Below are 17,553 nucleotides of genomic sequence, written 5' to 3'. Positions count from 1 at the left end.
GATGCCCCTCTTTGGCCGCAAACGCCGGTGGACTGGGCTATCTCGGTTTATCGCTGTTGATTCAGCGCTGGGTTTGGTTGTGGCGGCGGTGATCGTTAGCCCCGGCTTGGCGGTTCTTTCCCTATTCGGTGGTGTGTCGGCTTTGTTGCTGCGCCGCCGGGTGCGGGTTGGTGAGCGATAGGCGATCCTTTCTCTGTTAATGCTTTAACTAAGTGAAAAGGCGGACATGTCCGAGACGAAGAACACTCATAAAGCCCTTCAGGATACCTTTGCCAGTCGGCGGTATTTTAAGAAGTTTGACGACATCACAGGGCACCTTGGTCGAGTGGCCGGGGTGATGGAGGCTGAGGGCAGTCTGAGCAAGGTGGATGTGGGCGTGTTGACGCGCTATGTGACCTCGCTTGCCTTTACCTTTCGCGCGCTGAGTATGAAGTATCTGCTGGTTGGACGGGATACCGGGCAGTTTTTTGGATCGTTGCAGATGGACGGCGTTGAGAGCGGGTTTCCTGTGTTCAACGAGCTTTTGGTGATGGCCAATGACGCGCAGCAGGCGGAAAGCCATTTGCGCAATATGCCGAGTGCGGACAGTTTGAAAGAGCAGATGGTGCGCGGGATTTTGGGTGATCAGGAATTGCCCACAAAGCTGCAATTCGCGCTGTCACAGCGGCTCTATTACGAGGAATTGCTGCGAGGGGAGCTATTTTGGGCGCAGAACCATCCGGAGTGTCGGTGGATCGAAAACCTGCCCGATGGGCGGAAACGGTTCATGGTGCATTGGGCGGTTTATGACAGCCAGGTGAACCTGCCCACGATCTATTTGATGGAGCTGGAAGACAGCGGCAAACATGCCTTGCCCAAGGACGAGCGGCGTTGGCCCGAGGTGCAGGCGCATCTGATGGGGCAGGCGCTGGGCGGGTTGAAACTGGTCACGATTGCCAAAGGGTTCGATGAGAGTTTCGATGATCTGCACCCCAAACGGCTGCGGCGATTTCATGTGGGGCCGATGTATAGCCATGCGTTTACGGCGCAGGCCGGGCCGTTGCGCGAGGTTCTGGCCGCGGCGCGAGCGCCTAAGGGGCAGGATTGGGCGTTGGCCTGGACGTTGGAAGAGCTTGAGAGCGAGCGGGTGACGCAGGAGAAATCGGGCTGGTTTGGGTCGGTGGATCGTGAGGTGTTTGCATTGGACCCGTTTAGTGGGCGCGGTGTGGATACGGGTGCAACCCGGATGGAGCGGGCGATTATTTTGCCGCAACGGCCGTATCAGGCGCTTGAAGAGTTGAACCCGCCGGGGTTTGGATCGGTGCGCAAGTTTGTTGTGAGCCCGCAGGGGCGGGTGTTGAGTTATCGATGATTTGAATGGCCTGACGGCCATGCCTGCGGCGCAGGTATTTGGGTCAAGAAAAAGTGTGGGGTTTGGGTGTGGTTTACAAGCCGTCGCGCGTGATTTGAGAGATGAAGAGTAGGTGGTGATATGAGCCTAAGTGGTGATCAAATGGAGCTGCGCGAAGAGGATATTCGCAAGCATTATGATGCGGCTGTTGCGATGTTGGATGGGTTTGACCATACGCCGCGGATTGCCAAGGCTGTTGAGGCAGCCCTGCCGGAACGCTCTGCTGGAATTGGGACGCGGCGGCGGTTTCGGTCGACCACTCCGGGGCTTGTGACACGATCCACGGCGCGGCCTGAGGGTGTGCATTTGGTGGCGCGGATTGAGGGCGCGGATGGGGATGACCCGTTGGTGAGCCCTTTGCAGGCGCAGGTGTTGCATGGGGTGCGGCGGGCGTTGGCGATTGCTTTGGCTGTGGGTGAGAATTTTGCCGAGGCCTCTGGTTTATCGGATTTGAAGCGCTCTAATTTGGGCGGGTCTTTGGACGCTGCGCGCAAGGCTGAGTTTGGTGAATTGCTGGCGGCAGAGGCTTTGGCTGTGCTGCATGTGTTTGGCAATGCAGCGTCCTATTTGATCGCGCCGCATTTGGGCGAGGTGCAGGTTGAGGTTGGCGAGGTTGAGGAAATCTTGACCGATAATGCGCCATTGGCTTTGCACGGTGTTTTGTGGGAGCTGGATCAGGACTTGGCCGCTTTGGCGTCGGATGAGGCGCGGTGTGTTGCTGTTGTTTGCGCCTTTGCGGAACAGTTGATGGAGAAGGTGGCCCTGCGCGCGCAGGGGGCGGCGCGGCTAGAGGCCTTTACCGGTGCGCGCTGGCGGGTTGAGGCCGATGGGCTGACGATTGATGGCTTTGCGCCTGCGTCCAAGGGCAAGGGCAGCACGCTGACCATGGCGTTTAAGAAGCCGAATGAGGTCGTGGGCAACCATATTGCCAAGTATCAGGCGATGAAGCTGGCCAAGATGCTGATAGCTTATGATTTTGATCGCAAGCTGAATCCTTTTGCCGAGATGGGCGGGTTTATCTTTACCTTTATGGGGGATGGCGCGCCGGGGACGGGGAAGACGACCTTGATCCAGATGATGGCGGGCATGGTGAACGACTATTGTCTGGTCGCGGGCTATCCGTTTCGGTATCAGAACTTTGGTATCGATAATATCGACAGCTATCAGGGCAAGTCCGGGCAGAACGCTAAGGCGTTTATGACCAATGTGCTGGACCCGACGGTGATTGGATTTGGCACGATTGATGACATTGACCAGATCGCGGGCAAACGCGGGGATCGGCAATCGTCTGCTGGGCAGCAAGAGGTCACCGCCGTGTTTATGGAGGCCTTTGCTGGCGCCAATACCGTGGTGCGTGGGAATGCGACGTTTGGGATGTTTTCGAACTATCCAGAGAACGTTGATGACGCGCTGCGCCAACGTGCCGGGGCGCGGTTCTTGGTGGATGGGCCGCAGACACGGGAAGATTACATCGATATTTTGAACCTGTTGATGGGTAAGAACCATGCGATCCCGTTGGGGGCGCATGAGGCTTTTGCTGCGCAGGAGATCAAGAAGGCGGTTGCTGCGTCGTTTGAGAGTTACAACAGACCGCAGGAGCCGGGGTTGTTGAACGTGTTTGATCGGGTGAATGCCGAGGTTGGGCAGTTGGATACGATTGCCAAGATGGGCACGTATCTAAAGGCGATCCAGCAGGCGGACCCGCGGTTTACGGGACGGGCGATTAAGAACATCACCGATGCGGTCAAAGTGCGGGCGATGGATTTTGAATTGCCGGATGAATGGATGGAAAACCCAGAGCTGTTCTTGTTCAAATCCTATGAGGCCAAGAAGGATATGATCGGCGAACTGCGGGTACCAATCACGCCCGAGATGGTGATCCAAGAGATCAACCGTTACGCGGATTCAGAGTTCCGGTATGCGGATAAGTCTGACGAGGTGGCGATTGAGAATGCGGTGCGGGATATGGGCCGGATGGAAGAGGCGAAGAAGCGGTATTTGGAGGGGAAGGGGTGAGTAATCTTCGAACTGAAAAATATGCGTGGGGGAGGAGGAGAAAGCGGAACAGAGTACCGCTGAGCTCTTCCTCAGTAAATCGAGCCCGTGTTCGTGTACGACAACTTCTGCGAATTTGGATGCCAGACGGCTGGGAGCCGATCGATACTGCATGGGTTGCTGCAATCGCGCTTATTTTTGTTGTCATATACCTTGCACTGAGGCCCGTAGACGACACGTTTGCATATGAAAAGTTTTTGTCGCTTAAGCCTAATGAAATGGGGGATACGCTGGCCGGTCTTTTCAGCGCTCTCGCATTTATCGGTATCATCACCACTGTTTCAATGCAGGCAAAGGAACTAAAGGCACAACGCCTTGAACTGGCGCTAACTCGCCTTGAGTTTGAAGGGCAAAAGGAAGCAACCAAAGATATGGCCCGGTCCTTAAAGGCGCAAGCAGATACCTCTGAGGGACAGCTACTACGAAGCAATCAGGATGAGGCGTTTGAGTTACTGCAAGAAAGGTTGAAGAAAATTCGCCGGTATAACCTTACTCATATTTCACCAAAATGGACGATTTTACGAGACAAAGGGCATGCAGGGCGCGATGAATTTCAAGTTGATTTAAGAACCACGCCGCAGGAAAACCTTCCCATTGATGATGAGATACGTAGAATTTCTAGAGGGTTCATGGAGCATTCGTATTACATTGCTCAACGCCATCGTAGAAATGAGATTACCAGTTACCCAAATACTGACGTCTACGTAACTAAGTTAAAACAGCTTATTGAAGACGCGCTAGAATTGAAGGTTCAATTATCTGAAGGAAATGGAGTTTGGCTTGATGAAACGGAACTGGATACCATGCTTGAATTCATAGAGGATTTCCTTAAGTCGCCTGTTTGGGAACGCTCAAAATGAAACGCTTAATCTCTCGCGGTCTGATGTTTGGCAACCTTGTTGAGGTGTCCTCGCCCATATTGGTCGAGCGGTATAATCGTGCGTTGAGGCATTTGACGGGGAAGACCACGGAACTCACTGATTTCCACATTGATATTTCTGGCTATTCACCCGAGGTGGGCGATGAGCTGGGGGATCATCTGTATTTGAATCACGGGGGCTGTAATCGGCAGTTTATTTTGCTGACGACAGAGCAAAAGAGCGCGCCTTTGTTGAATGCAAAGTTCTCGACCAGCCGTGAGATATTGAAGAGTTTCATTCTGGAAAACGAACCGCAGCTTTTTGCGTTGACCGCGCGGGATGCGGTGGCGGGGGAGTTGTTTAACTCTGTCTATGCGGTGGGTGAACCGGCGCGGTTGTTTGATATTCGCAATGTGGTGATTGAATGCGACACGACCGAGGGGACCATTCGACAGGCGGAAAAGCTGGGCAAGTTGGTGGATCGCTTTAAGGGCGAAGAGGACGCTTGGTTTGATGATGTGCTGATCGCCGATATGATTTCTTTGGCCAAGCAGACCGGGGATGTGTCGCGCAATCCGGTGCGGTTGAAGCATATGGAATTCGCGCAGGATGATTTTTGGACGGCGCATTTTGGCGGGATGTATTTGTTTCGCGGGGTGAAGAACCCGGCGGCGATTACGGTGAAAGAGTCTGATGCGCTGGGCACCTTGCCGATTGAGCGGGTCTATGACTTTGGCGATCGTAATCAGATTGCGAAGTTCCTGGAGCGCAATGATCTGGTTGAGCCGATTGTGAATGCGCGGGGCTTGGATGCTGGTGCGATCCTGCGCCAAAAGCTGGATTTCATTGTGGTTGATGCGGCGCAGGATGCGGGTGTTGATCTGACCGGTGCTGTGCGGCGCGATATTCGCGCGTTGGCGCGGCGGCATGCGGATCAATTGCCGCCAGAGTTTCATGCGCTGCAAGGGTTGGTGAATTGGGCTGAGAATGGCGGGCCGTGGCCCAAGATTACCTCGGACCATCCGGCGTATTTCTATACGTTGCGGGCAGCCGATACACCGCAGCGGGATTTGGTGAATATGCTATTGGCTGAACTGGCACCTAAGGATGTGCGGCAATTGTTCATCTGCCACAAAGAGGTGTTTTACAGCGCTTATGCCGGGTGGAGTGAGACGAAGAAGTCCTATGTCGCGGATTTTCTGGAACGGGAATATCAGGCGGATAAAGCCGGTGCGCGTGAGGCCTTGTTCGGGCATGATGCGCCTTTGGCCGAAGAACCGGTGCGCGAGACGGTGAAGAACCCGTGGGGGTATCGGATCGAGGAAGATAAGGCGCGCCGCAAGGATGACTTGATTGATCAGGTTGGTCCATGGGGTGCGATACGGAGGTAGGCGATGTTTGCTTTGGCACGATTGATGGTTATCGGGTTTGTGGTGTTGACGGTGGTGTATTTCTGCCTGTCGATCTATTCCCGCGCGACGCGGCGCAATAAGCTGCGGGCCGAATTTGACGCAGAGGGCATGAGTGGTGATCGCGAGGCTTTCGTGCAAGAAGGCTTGCAAGAGTATGATCACAGCTTACGTCGCAAGTTGATTTTAGGTGTCTATGTGGTGCCTGTGGTGGTGGTCTCGATCATCATCTATCTGACGAATTTTCACTGAGGGGGCCGGGATGGCTTACGTTAAATGGGTTTTCTGGGGCACGTTTTGGGTGCTGATCGCGGCGTTCTTTCACTACACGTTGCCGCAGAATGATATTGTGCGGGTTGTTGAGACCGAGGTGCGCCGGGTGGATTTCGGCGAGAACTCTATTTTCTGGTCGGCGCCGGATGCGGGGAATGCTGCTGTGGGTGCGAACCGCGATGTGTTCTTTATTCAGGCGTTCTATGAGAATGAAAAGCCGATGGTTTATCGGAACGAGGATACAGGCTGGGGCTGGCCGCCATATTTCAAGTTTGACACGGCGAACCTACAGGCGGAGGCGACGGATCTGAAATCGGTGAAGGACTCGCCGCAATGGGTTGCTGTGCGCCATTATGGATGGCGGAATGAGTTCATGTCGATCTATCCGAATGCGGTTGGGGTAAAGCCTGTGGCTGGGCCGGATGTGACGTTTATTCCGTGGCTGAACATCATCATCCTAACGGCGTTTGCGGCATTGGCTTGGGCGATCCGGGTACGCTGGGTGCGGTTCCGCGAGGCGCGGATTGATCCAGTTCTCGAGGATGTGGGCGATAGCCTAGCAGATGCAGGCGAAGGCATCGCGGTGCGTCGCGGTCGATTTAAGCGATGGCTCGATAGCTGGAAAAGTAAGTGATAATGAACCCGCCGCGAGGCGGGTTTTTTATTGCCCCTAATTACAAAGGCCAGCGGTGTACGCGCTGTATTTGATTAGGGGTTTGTTTTTGCCTGAAGGGTAGGCGTTGGCGAAGTAGATGTTGGGGTTGTCGTTTCGTTTTCCTGTCCAGTAGGCAATCAGAAAGGCTTTGTCTTCGCGGTCTAGGTATTTGTCGGCGCCTTTGAGCATGCAGGTGCATTGGGCTGCAGATACGCGGCCCTTTTGGGCGATGGCGGGATCTTTGCAGGTGGATGCGTTTGATGCGAGGGCTGGGGTGGTCAGCATGGCGGTGGCGATGATGGCGGCTGTTCGTTTCACGGTGTCTCTGCCTCTTGTGGTTTTTTGTTTCCCAGACTGTAGCGGGTGGGGTTTTCAAAAACGTGAAACCTTTGGGGCGTGGGCATAAAAAAACGGGCCTTGTGGGGCCCGTTTTGATTTCTGAGATTTGGTTTGGTTTACCGTGCGCCGTAGTAGATGCCGACAGTGTGCTCGGCTTCGGCGAAGAAGAGCCAGCGCGAGGTTGCGACGCCTGCCAGGTGGCTGAGCACGGCAAGTAGGCCAAAGATGTGGTTGAATGGCAGAACCAATAGGACAACCGGAACACCCGCCATCAAGACCAGCGAGATCACGCGTAGCTTTTGGGCGTGTTTGCGGCCAATGACGTGAATGAATTCACGCATAAGGTAGTTTGGCGAGGTGTGTGGATGCGCCATTGAACGAACTGTGCCGCGTTTGCCAAGGCCAGTTGCTGTGCCAAGGTCGGAGCCGCGGTCAGCAAAGGCTGTGTCGCCCTTTTTCCACCAGATGACCTGTACAAAGGCAGATGCCACCAAAAGAACCAACGCGGTGGAGATACGGCCTGAAATCAGGGCGCCACCTGTGATGGAGAAGGTGAGGAACAGAACGGTTGTTAGTGGCGTGTTCCAACGTGGGATCGTCGCCAATTGACCGTAGATCATGGATGTTGTGTAGACCGTGATCAGGCTAAGAGCCGCCCCGATCCAGCCAAGGATCGCGATATGTGTGCCCATAAAGATCAATGCGGCTGCATAGAGTCCCATGACACATAGAGCGAGCACAGCGCAGACGCCTTCGCGTGACAGCCAGCTTGTGCGCCATTGGGTGAACGCTTTTAGCGCGCGCTCTGGGTGGCCAAGGTGGAAGGTTGAGGACACAAGGCCCACAACCGCGAGGCCGAACGCCACGAGATACCACCAGAACGCGGTCATACCGGTTGCTGGTGTGCTTTCAATACCAAGCCAAGCCAGCATGCCAAAGCCGATGCCAGATAGGACTGAGAAGACAATAACGGATGGTGCTGGATGCATTACTCTGCTCCTTCCATTTTATTGGTGTCGCCAGGAAGGCGAGATAGTTGTTTATCAATCCAACCCAAGAAGCCTGCGGTCTCTTCGGCCACTGGTTCAAGGAATGGTGCAAGGATGCTTTCATCGTCCCATGTGTCTTTTGGACGTGGTGGGAGATATTTGTTAACCGGAGCTGTGCCGAGTTCTGGCATGAGATCCATGCCGCCACGCTCTGCAGTCAGTTTAGAAACGTTGGACTCTGGATCTGCGAAGTCACCAAAGTGACGTGCGCCTGCTGGGCAGGTCCGCACGCAAGCGGGCTCGCGATCTTCTTCGGGTAGGTTTTCGTTGTAAATCCGGTCCACGCAGAGGGTGCATTTTTTCATGACACCTTCGGCTTGGTCGAGTTCACGTGCGCCGTATGGGCAGGCCCATGCACATAGGCCACAGCCGATGCAGCTGCTTTCGTTGACAAGAACGATGCCGTCTTCTTTACGCTTGTAGCTGGCGCCAGTTGGGCAAACCGTAACACATGGCGCGTTTTCGCAATGCAGGCAGGATTTTGGGAAGTGAACCGTTTGGGCAGCTTGGCCTTTGGGGGTCACTTCGTAGCTGTGCACGCGGTTTAGGAACGTCCCCATTGGTTCTTCGCCGTAGGGGCGTTGATCAGACAGAGGCGCGCCATAGTTTTCGGTGTTCCAGCCTTTGCAAGAAATCACACAGGCGTGGCAACCCACGCAGGTGTCGAGGTCGATGACAAGGCCAAGCTTTTTATCGGTGCTTGTTGGGAGGTCAGTCATTGGTGGCTAACTCCAATTTTGGGGAGGTGGCTGGGCATCTGATAGTGCTGGGGCTTTGCCCCAGACCCCAGAGTATTTTTAGAAAGATGAATGCGGGAGGAGGTCATCATTTGCCCACCTTCCATTCGAGATTATCTGGGCCTTGGCCAACTGGTGATTTGATCGCTGGGAATTCCGGCTGCGCCTGATTGTCAGCAGGGGCGTCGGTTTTCTCGATCTTAACGCGCAGGTCAAACCATGCGGCTTGGCCTGTGATTGGGTCAGAGTTGGCCACACGCATACCGTCGCCTTTGGCAGGCAGCAGTTCGTGGATCAGGTGGTTAAGCAAGAAGCCCTTGTTGGATTCTGGTGCTTTGTCATCCAGCGCCCAAGCGCCTTTGCGTTTCCCGATGGCGTTCCATGTCCAGACAGTGTTTTCATTCAGGGCGGCCTGATGTTCTACTGGAACGGTGATGGTGCCGTGGGTCGAAGAGACCTTGGCCCAGTCGCCTTCTTTGAAGCCATGTTGTTCCCAAAGCTTGGTTGGCAAATACAGCGGGTTGGTGCCGTGAAGTTGGCGCAACCATGCGTTTTGCGTGCCCCAAGAGTGATACATTGCCATAGGACGTTGTGTCAGCGCGTGGATTGGGAATTCGTCGAGATCAACGGCTGTGTCTTCGAAAGGTTCGTACCACATTGGCAGTGGATCCATGACGGATTTGACACGTTCGCGCAGATGCTCTGGCGGTTGGCGATCGCCGTGACCTTCGGCTGCGCGTTGGAATTTGCGCATTGGCTCGGAGTACAGCTGGAACAGATAAGGTGCCGGGGCGTCGATGATGCCCATGCCAACGGCCCAATCCTGGTAGGCGTTGTTCCAAGGTTTGTAGTAATTCGCGCCCTCTGGGATGTGGGACACAAAGAAGCCGCCGTTTTCGATGTATTTCTCGAGCTGGTTCGGGTTCACTTCGCCGCGGCCGGTTTTGTCGCCGTTTTCACCACGGAAGCCTGCAAGTGGGCCGACGCCCGGCTTGCGTTCGTGGTTGACGATGTAGTCGGCGTAGTCTTCGTATTTTGCGGAACCGTCTTCGTTCACAAAGCCCTGCATGCCAAGGCGGTTTGCCAAATGGACAAGCGTTGTCTGGAAGCCGCGCACTTCGCGGTCTGGTTCGATCACTGGCCAACGGATCGCATCAGCTGCGCCGTCTGCTTCGCAGATTGGGCGGTCAAGCAGTGAGATACAGTCGTGACGTTCCAGATAGGTGGTATCTGGCAAGATCAGATCGGCATAAGCCACCATTTCAGAGCTATAGGCATCTGAATAAATGATGTTCGGGATCACATAGTTGCCGTCGTCATCTTTGTCGGTCAGCATTTCGATGACACCTTTGGTGTTCATCGAAGAGTTCCACGACATGTTCGCCATATACATGAACAGCGTGTCGATTTTATATGGGTCGCCCGCGTGTGCGTTTGAGATCACCATATGCATCAGACCGTGGCTGGACATTGGGTTTTCCCAAGTGAAGGCTTTGTCGATGCGGATCGGCGAGCCGTCTTCTTTGAGCATCAAGTCTTCTGGGCCACGGGTAAAGCCGAGGTGTGGGCCATCTAGTGGTGAATCGGGCGTAACCTTGCCGTGCGGCTTTGGGTGCGCTTCAACCGGTTTTGGATATGGCGGCTTAAAGCGGAAGCCGCCGGGAACTTCGACGGTGCCCAGAACGATTTGCAGCACGTGCAGTGCGCGGCAGGTTTGGAAGCCGTTGGAGTGTGCAGAGATGCCGCGCATCGCGTGCATCGACACTGGGCGGCCCTTCATTTTGGAATGGGTTTCGCCGCGGAAGTCTGTCCACTCGTGATCGAGTTCGAACTCTTCTTCGAAAGCCACGCGCGCAATGTCTGCGGCGATGGTTTTGATTTTCTTCGCAGAAATACCGGTTTTTTCAGCGACGTTCTCTGGCGCGTATTGTGGGTCGAGATATTTCTCGGCCATTTTCGCCATAACGGTTGTGTAGGTTTTGCCGTCGGCCTCGTAAGTAGCGGCTAGATTTGGGCGCACGCCTTTTTGGTCAAACGGAGTGAGTTTGCCTGTATTGGCGTTAACGACCATGATTTTGTCATCGTCATTGCGCAGCAAGAGGCCTGTGTCAGGGTCGATCAGCGCAGGGGCGTTTGTGTACAGCGAGAGATACTCAAGATCGACTTTGCCCGCTTTCATCAATTCATGAACAAGCGACAAGATGAACAGGCCATCTGTGCCAGGCGTGATGCCTACCCATTCGTCAGCCACAGCGTTATAGCCAGAGCGGACAGGGTTAACGCCGATCACTTTGGCACCGCGTGCTTTGATTTTGCCGATACCCATTTTGATTGGGTTGGAGTCGTGGTCTTCGGCAACACCGAACAGCATGAACAGTTTGGTGTGATCCCAGTCCGGTTGGCCGAATTCCCAGAATGCGCCGCCCATGGTGTAGATGCCGCCTGCTGCCATGTTCACAGAGCAGAAGCCGCCGTGTGCCGCAAAGTTTGGCGTACCAAAGCTTTGTGCCCACATGCCAGTGAAAGATTGGGATTGGTCACGGCCAGTAAAGAAGGCCAGCTTTTCAGGGTTCTTTTCGCGGATTGGCTTCAGTAGGCCTACGGCCATGTCCAATGCTTCGTCCCAGCTGATCTCTTCGAATTCGCCGGAGCCGCGTGGGCCAACGCGTTTCATAGGGGATTTGAGGCGGGAAGGCGCATTAACCTGCATGATACCGGCAGAACCTTTAGCGCAAAGAACGCCTTGGTTTACTGGGTGGTCACGGTTGCCTTCGATGTAGGCAACTTTGCCCTCTTTCATGTGTACGTTGATGCCGCAGCGGCAGGCACACATGTAGCAAGTGGTCTTGCGAATCTCGTCTGATACCTTTGGGGAGGTATCGATCTTAGGTTGCTGGAACGTCATCTGGCTTCCCTGTTCTTTTTTTATCTAGTCACGTCAGAATTTTGATCCCGGCGAGGATGAATCCTGCGATGAAGACTGTTTCGAGGATAATCAAAGCAATGGCGGCACCGCCAACTGATAGGATCTGTTTGAGATTGGTTTTCATGCCAACGGCCGCAATCGCGACAAGCAGTAGCCAGCGTGAGCTTTGGCTAAGAAAGTCTGCAACAGCCGTTGGAATAAGGTGAGCGGAATTCAGAGCGGCTAGGACCAAGAAACCAATCACGAATGTTGGAAGGATTGGAGGGCGCTTGCCGTCTTCGGGTAGTTCCGCAAAGTTGCGGATCAATAGAGATGCGATCAAAACGACAGGTGCGAGCATCGCAACGCGGATCAATTTGACCAAAGTGGCCGTATCGCCGGTTTGCTCGGAAATTGAGAAGCCCGCGCCAACAACCTGCGCAACGTCGTGGATTGTACCGCCTAAGAACACACCTGCCTGAAGCTCGGTTAGTTCAAGGTAGTTGGACAAAACGGGGTAAGCAATCATCGCGATTGTCGACAGAACGGTAACGCCCATGACAGTGAAAATCAGGCGCTCTTCAGAACGTTCGTCGCGCGGAAGGATTGCAATGATCGCCATCGCAGCCGATGCGCCACAGATTGCAACGGAACCCGCCGTCAGAAAAGCAAAGCGCCATTTGTGACCAAAGATGCGTGCTGTCAAAAGGCCAAAGGCGATCGTGGCGATGACGCCTGCGATAACCAGAAGAATGAGCTCTGATCCGAGGCCCGACATCAAGTCGATTGAGATCCGGACCCCCAAGAGTGCAACGCCGGTCCGTAGTAGGGTACGCGCGGAAAATCCGATTCCGGCAACGGTTTTGCCGTCTTCTGAAAGGAAGCTTAGTGCGATTCCAAGCAACAGGGCCAAAAGCATGGCAGGTGTTGCGTAGTGTTCGGACAGAAATTTGGCGGCGATTGCTACCATAATTGCGACGATCACACCTGGGAAATTGATGCGAGTCTGCTGTGTCATCCTGGCAAAGAGCTGGGAGCTTTTGTTTTCCAATGAAGTCATTGCTAGGATATCTTTCTACACTTCTTGATTAGGTGGTCGTTTATTCCGATTTGCCGACATGTCCCCGAACTTGGTTCTGCGTATGGGCGACGAAGTAGGGCCGTTCGTCAAGGCGAATGGCGACATCTGTTACCCATTTTGCGCCTGTAAGACGGTTACCGCGATCATTTGCGTTACATCCTCGGCGCTGCACCCTCGTGACAGGTCGTTTGCGGGCTTTGCGAGGCCTTGCATGACCGGGCCGATGGCCGCGTATCCGCCCACACGTTGTGTGATCTTGTAGCCGATGTTGCCTGCATCTAGATTTGGGAAAATCATGACGTTGGCATGGCCTGCAACAGTAGATTCTGGTGCTTTGCGTTGACCGACGGAGGCTGTGAAGGCCGCATCAAATTGAAGTTCGCCATCTGCTTCGATCTCTGGCGCCGCTTCTTTGAGCAAAGACAGACCTTCGGAGACTTTATCGACGGCTGGGTGTTTAGCGCTGCCCATTGTTGAGAAGGACAGGAAGGCAATCTTTGGGTCTTGGCGCAGAAGAGCTTTGCAAGATTGTGCAGAGGCTTTTGCGATTTCTGACAGCTCTTTTGCGCTGGGGTCGATGACCAAGCCGCAATCGGAATACAGCATCGCGCGCGCGCCTTCTGGGGCGTCTTTCGGCGGGTACATCAGGAAAAAGCTGGAAACCATGGCTGCATCTTGTGCCATGCCGATGACTTGAATCGCAGAGCGGACAATATCGCCGGTTGTGTGTACTGCGCCGCCAACGGTGCCTGTGGCATAGTCCAAACGCACAAGCATCGCGGCGTAGACGACTGCAGTTTGCACTGTCTTTAGGGCTTTTGCCTCGTCGACACCTTTGTGTTTGCGCAGCTCATGAAAGGCCGCTGCAAATTCTGGTGTAAGTGGAGAGGTCATCGGGTCGTGGATTTGAATGCCGTCGCTCTCGGACGCGCCCTGAGCGGAAAGCTCGGCGCGGATCGCATCAGCATCACCAACGAGAATAATATCAGCCAGATTGGCTTGGTGGGCGGCGAGCGCCCCCGCGACAACGCGGGGATCACTGCCTTCGCATAAGGAAATAACAGGCCGTTCGGACGGAGCCGATGATTGCAGCAGTTCTTGCGGCAGAAGTGTCATAGGGTCCGTCCTTATTCGACTATATTACTGAGATTTCATGTCGTCGCGGTTGATACCCGCAACGGATACTGGTGGTTTCATCGCGTCACGACGGAATGGTTCACCCAGCTCTTGGTTCAGCAAGATTTCGATGAATGTTGTTTCTTTCTCATTCATCTGACGCTTAACCGCTTTGTCCAACTCAGTTGTCAGCTCTTCCATGGAAGTTACTGCAACACCGTGAACGCCACATGCTTTTGCGATGCCTGCGTAGGACACTTCTTGGGACAGTTCTGTACCAACGAAGTTGTCTTTGAACCAAAGTGTGGTGTTACGCTTTTCAGCACCCCACTGGTAGTTACGGAAGATAACCATTGTGATTGGAGGCCAATCATCACGGTTAACCGAAACCATTTCGTTCATGGAGATACCGAACGCGCCGTCGCCAGCAAAGCCAACAACTGGAACATCAGGGCAACCCACTTTCGCGCCACAGATCGCTGGGAAACCGTAACCACATGGACCGAATAGGCCAGGTGCAAGGTACTTACGACCGTCTTCGAACGCTGGGTATGCGTTACCGATTGCGCAGTTGTTGCCGATGTCAGAAGAGATGATCGCTTCTTTAGGCAGAGCAGCTTGGATTGCGCGCCATGCCATACGAGGAGACATTTTGCCTGGCTCACGGTCACGCGCACGTTCGTTCCAAGTTGTGCCTGGATCGTCGTCTTCGTGGTCCATGGATGTCAGTTCTTGTGCCCATGCGGACTTGGACTGAGCGATAGTGTTCTTGCGCTCTTCGCGGCCTTCTTCACCTGCATTGTCAGTCAGACGAGACAAGATGCCTTGTGCAACTTTCTTTGCGTCGCCAACGATACCAACAGTAACTGGCTTAGTCAGACCGATACGATCAGGGTTGATGTCAACCTGGATGATCTTCGCGTCACGTGGCCAGTAGTCGATGCCGTAGCCTGGAAGAGTGGAGAATGGGTTCAAGCGTGTACCCAAAGCTAGAACAACGTCCGCTTTCGCGATCAGTTCCATACCTGCTTTGGAGCCGTTGTAGCCCAGAGGACCAGCAAACAGTGGGTGAGAGCCAGGGAACGCATCGTTGTGCTGGTAGCCAACACAAACTGGAGCAGTCAGACGCTCTGCAAGTGCAGCAGAATCTTCGATTGCGCCACCAAGAACAACGCCAGCGCCGTTCAAGATTACTGGGAATTTCGCATTGGACAGAAGCTCAGCCGCTTTTGCAACAGCCTCTTCGCCACCTTGTGGGCGCTCAAATTCAACAATCGCTGGAAGCTCAATGTCGATAACCTGAGTCCAGAAGTCACGAGGGATGTTGATTTGTGCAGGTGCAGATGCGCGTTTCGCTTGTAGGATAACGCGGTTCAGAGTTTCGGCGATACGGGATGGATCGCGAACTTCTTCTTGGTATGCAACCATGTCTTCAAGAAGAGCCATTTGCTCTACTTCTTGGAAGCCACCTTGGCCGATGGTTTTGTTTGCAGCCTGTGGTGTCACGACCAGCAGTGGAGTGTGGTTCCAGTATGCTGTTTTGATCGGTGTTACCAAGGAAGTGATGCCTGGGCCGTTTTGGGCAACCATCATGGACATCTTGCCGGTTGCACGTGTGTAACCGTCGGCCATCATGCCGGCATTACATTCGTGCGCGCAGTCAAAGAATTTGATCCCAGCCGCAGGGAAAAGATCGGAAATCGGCATCATTGCGGAGCCGATAATACCAAAAGCATTATCGATGCCGTGCATCTGAAGCACTTTTACAAAGGCTTCTTCGGTGGTCATTTTCATGGGTTCATCTCCTGAGAATGAGAAAAGGTCGAGGGTTACTCGGGCTGGGTTAGATTACGTGGTGATCAATAGTGCCAGTAGGCCCAATAAACTGTCCGGGATATAGCCAGTTGATTTAGGCATGCTGATTCCACCGATTCCCCCGCAAACGTTAAGGTATTTTGCTATCCGGGTGATTATTGACACTTTTAGTCTCAAAAGTCAAACAATCTTACACGACACACCGCATCTATCTTCTTGAACCCTTTTGGGGCTGAAGGTTGGCTCGTGGGATGTGGATTTGTGGTCTTGGCTTAACGGTTGAGTTCTTCGGCAATAATGCGAATGCCGTCAGAAATGCGGTTCGTTGGAATCGACGAGTAGGCAAGGCGATAGAATTCGTTTGGACGGTGGTCGCCGTAAAAGAAGGGACGGCCAGGTTCGATTAAGACCCCTTTGGCCTGCAAGGCGTTATACAAATGTTCGGTATTGGTGCCTTGCGGTGCACGCATCCAGAGTGAGCTGCCACCATGGGCACCTTGGCCGGCGATTGTCAGCCCGTGTTCGTGAATGGCCTCTTGCATAATCTCGCGACGTTCCTTGAGGCCGATACGCAAGCGTCGGATCAAAGCATCGTAGTGACCCAACGATAAAAAGTATGCGGCGGTGCGCATGGTGTGGCCAGGTGGGTGACGCAAGACCGAAGCGCGAAGCGCGCGGGCTTCGTTGATGAAGCTTTCTGAGCCGACGAGGTAGCCTAGACGAAGACCCGGAAAAATCGACTTGGAAAAGCTGCCGACGTAGATGACACGACCGTCTTTATCCAATGATTTCAATGCAGGAGACGGGGCATTGAGGAAGGACATCTCGAACTCGTAGTCGTCTTCGACAATAAGGGCGTCTAGCTCGCGTGCTCGGTCCAGTAATGCTTCGCGACGGCTCATCGGCATGGTTGCCGTTGTGGGGCATTGATGGCTTGGCGTCGCGAAAATAACGTCTGTTTCCGGGGGGATAGCGTGTGGTGGCAGGCCATCCCGATCCACCGGCAGCGGTACAAGGTGGCAGCGAGATTGCGTGAGAATGTCGCGCAAAGCGTGGTAACAGGGATCTTCGATGGCCGCGGTGCGTCTTTGGGTCAAAAGCACTTGGGCGGTTAGCCAGAGCGCGTTTTGTGCACCAAGTGTGACGAGTACTTCTTCGGGACGGGCAACGATCCCGCGGCGCGGTAACGTATGGCGTACAATGAACTCCACAAGGCGTTCATCATCTTGGTCACAGTAGTCCGTGGTGAGCGCAGCGAAGTCTTTTTGGCCAAGAGCTTGAATCGCGCAGAGGCGCCAGTTGGCATGGTCAAACAGGCTGGCATCGGTCTGGCCGTAGATGAATGGATACTTGAACTTGGCCCAATCTATCGGCTTGCGAGGGGTGTCACCGCCTGTGTAGCGGCGGCCAATTGCACGGGACCAATCGACCATGTCGCCATTCTGGCGCACGGCGTGAAACGGGGGCGGCTCAGGTGCGTTTTCGGATACGAAATACCCAGAGCGTCCTCGGGACGATAGGTAATCATTAGCCAGCAATTCGGTGTAGGCGAGCGTTACAGTAATTCGGCTAACGCCAAGGTGTTTTGCGAGCTTGCGCGTTGAGGGGAGTTTTTCACCCTGACGAAAACGGCCAGACAGAATGCCTTCTGCGATCATCTGTTGGATCTGCGATTGCAGAGTTCCCTGAAACTGTGGGTTCAGAAAGAAGGTATCCACTGAGATCGACATGCGCGCCCTTCATCTGGTCTGTTTGCGTTGGAAAACTGGACTTATGCGACCATGAATTCATTTTTCAGTGTTTTTGGCGAGATTGCAACCGATGTGACAATTCGCCGGTTTCGAGTCGCGAAACGTACGATTGAATTCT

Annotated in this window: 15 protein-coding genes; 7 read left to right on the top strand and 8 right to left on the bottom strand. The window is 54.1% G+C overall.

The genetic code is table 11. The features are described from left to right. Position 1 precedes the first annotated feature (1 nt). The 7 genes from Q4544_RS13000 to Q4544_RS12970 all read left to right on the top strand — a co-directional run bounded on the left by Q4544_RS13000 (position 2) and on the right by Q4544_RS12970 (position 6,621). Positions 2 to 181, top strand: coding sequence for a hypothetical protein (locus Q4544_RS13000; protein WP_303506911.1), 180 nt, complete (start codon positions 2 to 4; stop codon positions 179 to 181). A gap of 45 nt (positions 182 to 226) precedes the next feature. Further along, the gene (locus tag Q4544_RS12995) at positions 227 to 1,351 is read left to right on the top strand and encodes a hypothetical protein (RefSeq protein ID WP_303506909.1); all 1,125 of its coding nucleotides are present in this window, start codon (positions 227 to 229) and stop codon (positions 1,349 to 1,351) included. A 120-nt stretch (positions 1,352 to 1,471) separates the two neighbouring features. After that, positions 1,472 to 3,406, top strand: coding sequence for an ATP-binding protein (locus tag Q4544_RS12990; protein ID WP_303506908.1), 1,935 nt, complete (start codon positions 1,472 to 1,474; stop codon positions 3,404 to 3,406). A 119-nt stretch (positions 3,407 to 3,525) separates the two neighbouring features. Then, on the top strand, positions 3,526 to 4,305 hold the full coding sequence (locus Q4544_RS12985) for a hypothetical protein (protein ID WP_303506907.1): 780 nt from the start codon (positions 3,526 to 3,528) through the stop codon (positions 4,303 to 4,305). Then, a complete protein-coding gene (locus Q4544_RS12980) occupies positions 4,302 to 5,696 on the top strand; it encodes a DUF6638 family protein (RefSeq protein WP_303506906.1) in 1,395 nt (464 codons plus the stop codon). Before Q4544_RS12985 ends, Q4544_RS12980 begins: the two co-directional genes overlap by 4 nt. 3 nt (positions 5,697 to 5,699) lie before the next feature. After that, a complete protein-coding gene (locus Q4544_RS12975) occupies positions 5,700 to 5,966 on the top strand; it encodes a hypothetical protein (protein ID WP_303506904.1) in 267 nt (88 codons plus the stop codon). Positions 5,967 to 5,976: 10 nt separating this feature from the next. Then, positions 5,977 to 6,621 carry a DUF1523 family protein gene (locus Q4544_RS12970; protein ID WP_303506903.1) on the top strand — a complete coding sequence of 215 codons (645 nt, stop codon included), beginning with the start codon at positions 5,977 to 5,979 and terminating at the stop codon, positions 6,619 to 6,621. A 36-nt stretch (positions 6,622 to 6,657) separates the two neighbouring features. Here the strand turns inward: Q4544_RS12970 and Q4544_RS12965 are convergent, their stop codons facing one another. The 8 genes from Q4544_RS12965 to Q4544_RS12930 form a co-directional block, all read right to left on the bottom strand. After that, on the bottom strand, positions 6,658 to 6,960 hold the full coding sequence (locus Q4544_RS12965) for a hypothetical protein (RefSeq protein WP_303506902.1): 303 nt from the start codon (positions 6,958 to 6,960) through the stop codon (positions 6,658 to 6,660). Positions 6,961 to 7,097: 137 nt separating this feature from the next. Continuing rightward, positions 7,098 to 7,970, bottom strand: coding sequence for a DmsC/YnfH family molybdoenzyme membrane anchor subunit (locus tag Q4544_RS12960; protein WP_303506901.1), 873 nt, complete (start codon positions 7,968 to 7,970; stop codon positions 7,098 to 7,100). Further along, positions 7,970 to 8,749, bottom strand: a complete 780-nt coding sequence (locus tag Q4544_RS12955; RefSeq protein WP_303506899.1) for a 4Fe-4S dicluster domain-containing protein — start codon at positions 8,747 to 8,749, stop codon at positions 7,970 to 7,972. Before Q4544_RS12955 ends, Q4544_RS12960 begins: the two co-directional genes overlap by 1 nt. 106 nt (positions 8,750 to 8,855) lie before the next feature. Further along, positions 8,856 to 11,672, bottom strand: coding sequence for a molybdopterin oxidoreductase family protein (locus tag Q4544_RS12950; protein WP_303506898.1), 2,817 nt, complete (start codon positions 11,670 to 11,672; stop codon positions 8,856 to 8,858). A 28-nt stretch (positions 11,673 to 11,700) separates the two neighbouring features. Continuing rightward, the gene (locus Q4544_RS12945; RefSeq protein ID WP_303506896.1) at positions 11,701 to 12,690 is read right to left on the bottom strand and encodes a YeiH family protein; all 990 of its coding nucleotides are present in this window, start codon (positions 12,688 to 12,690) and stop codon (positions 11,701 to 11,703) included. 171 nt (positions 12,691 to 12,861) lie between these two features. Beyond that, positions 12,862 to 13,869 carry a phosphate acetyltransferase gene (gene pta / locus Q4544_RS12940; RefSeq protein WP_303506894.1) on the bottom strand — a complete coding sequence of 336 codons (1,008 nt, stop codon included), beginning with the start codon at positions 13,867 to 13,869 and terminating at the stop codon, positions 12,862 to 12,864. A gap of 24 nt (positions 13,870 to 13,893) precedes the next feature. Further along, positions 13,894 to 15,663 carry a sulfoacetaldehyde acetyltransferase gene (gene xsc / locus Q4544_RS12935; protein WP_303506892.1) on the bottom strand — a complete coding sequence of 590 codons (1,770 nt, stop codon included), beginning with the start codon at positions 15,661 to 15,663 and terminating at the stop codon, positions 13,894 to 13,896. A 293-nt stretch (positions 15,664 to 15,956) separates the two neighbouring features. Beyond that, positions 15,957 to 17,414: a PLP-dependent aminotransferase family protein gene (locus Q4544_RS12930; protein ID WP_303506890.1), complete on the bottom strand. Its 1,458-nt coding sequence runs from the start codon at positions 17,412 to 17,414 to the stop codon at positions 15,957 to 15,959. Positions 17,415 to 17,553 lie beyond the last annotated feature (139 nt).

The sequence above is a fragment of the Cognatishimia sp. 1_MG-2023 genome (assembly GCF_030548175.1).
Lineage (GTDB): Bacteria > Pseudomonadota > Alphaproteobacteria > Rhodobacterales > Rhodobacteraceae > Cognatishimia.
Note: the sequence above shows the minus strand (reverse complement) of the source record. Positions and strands in the feature narration are given on the sequence as shown.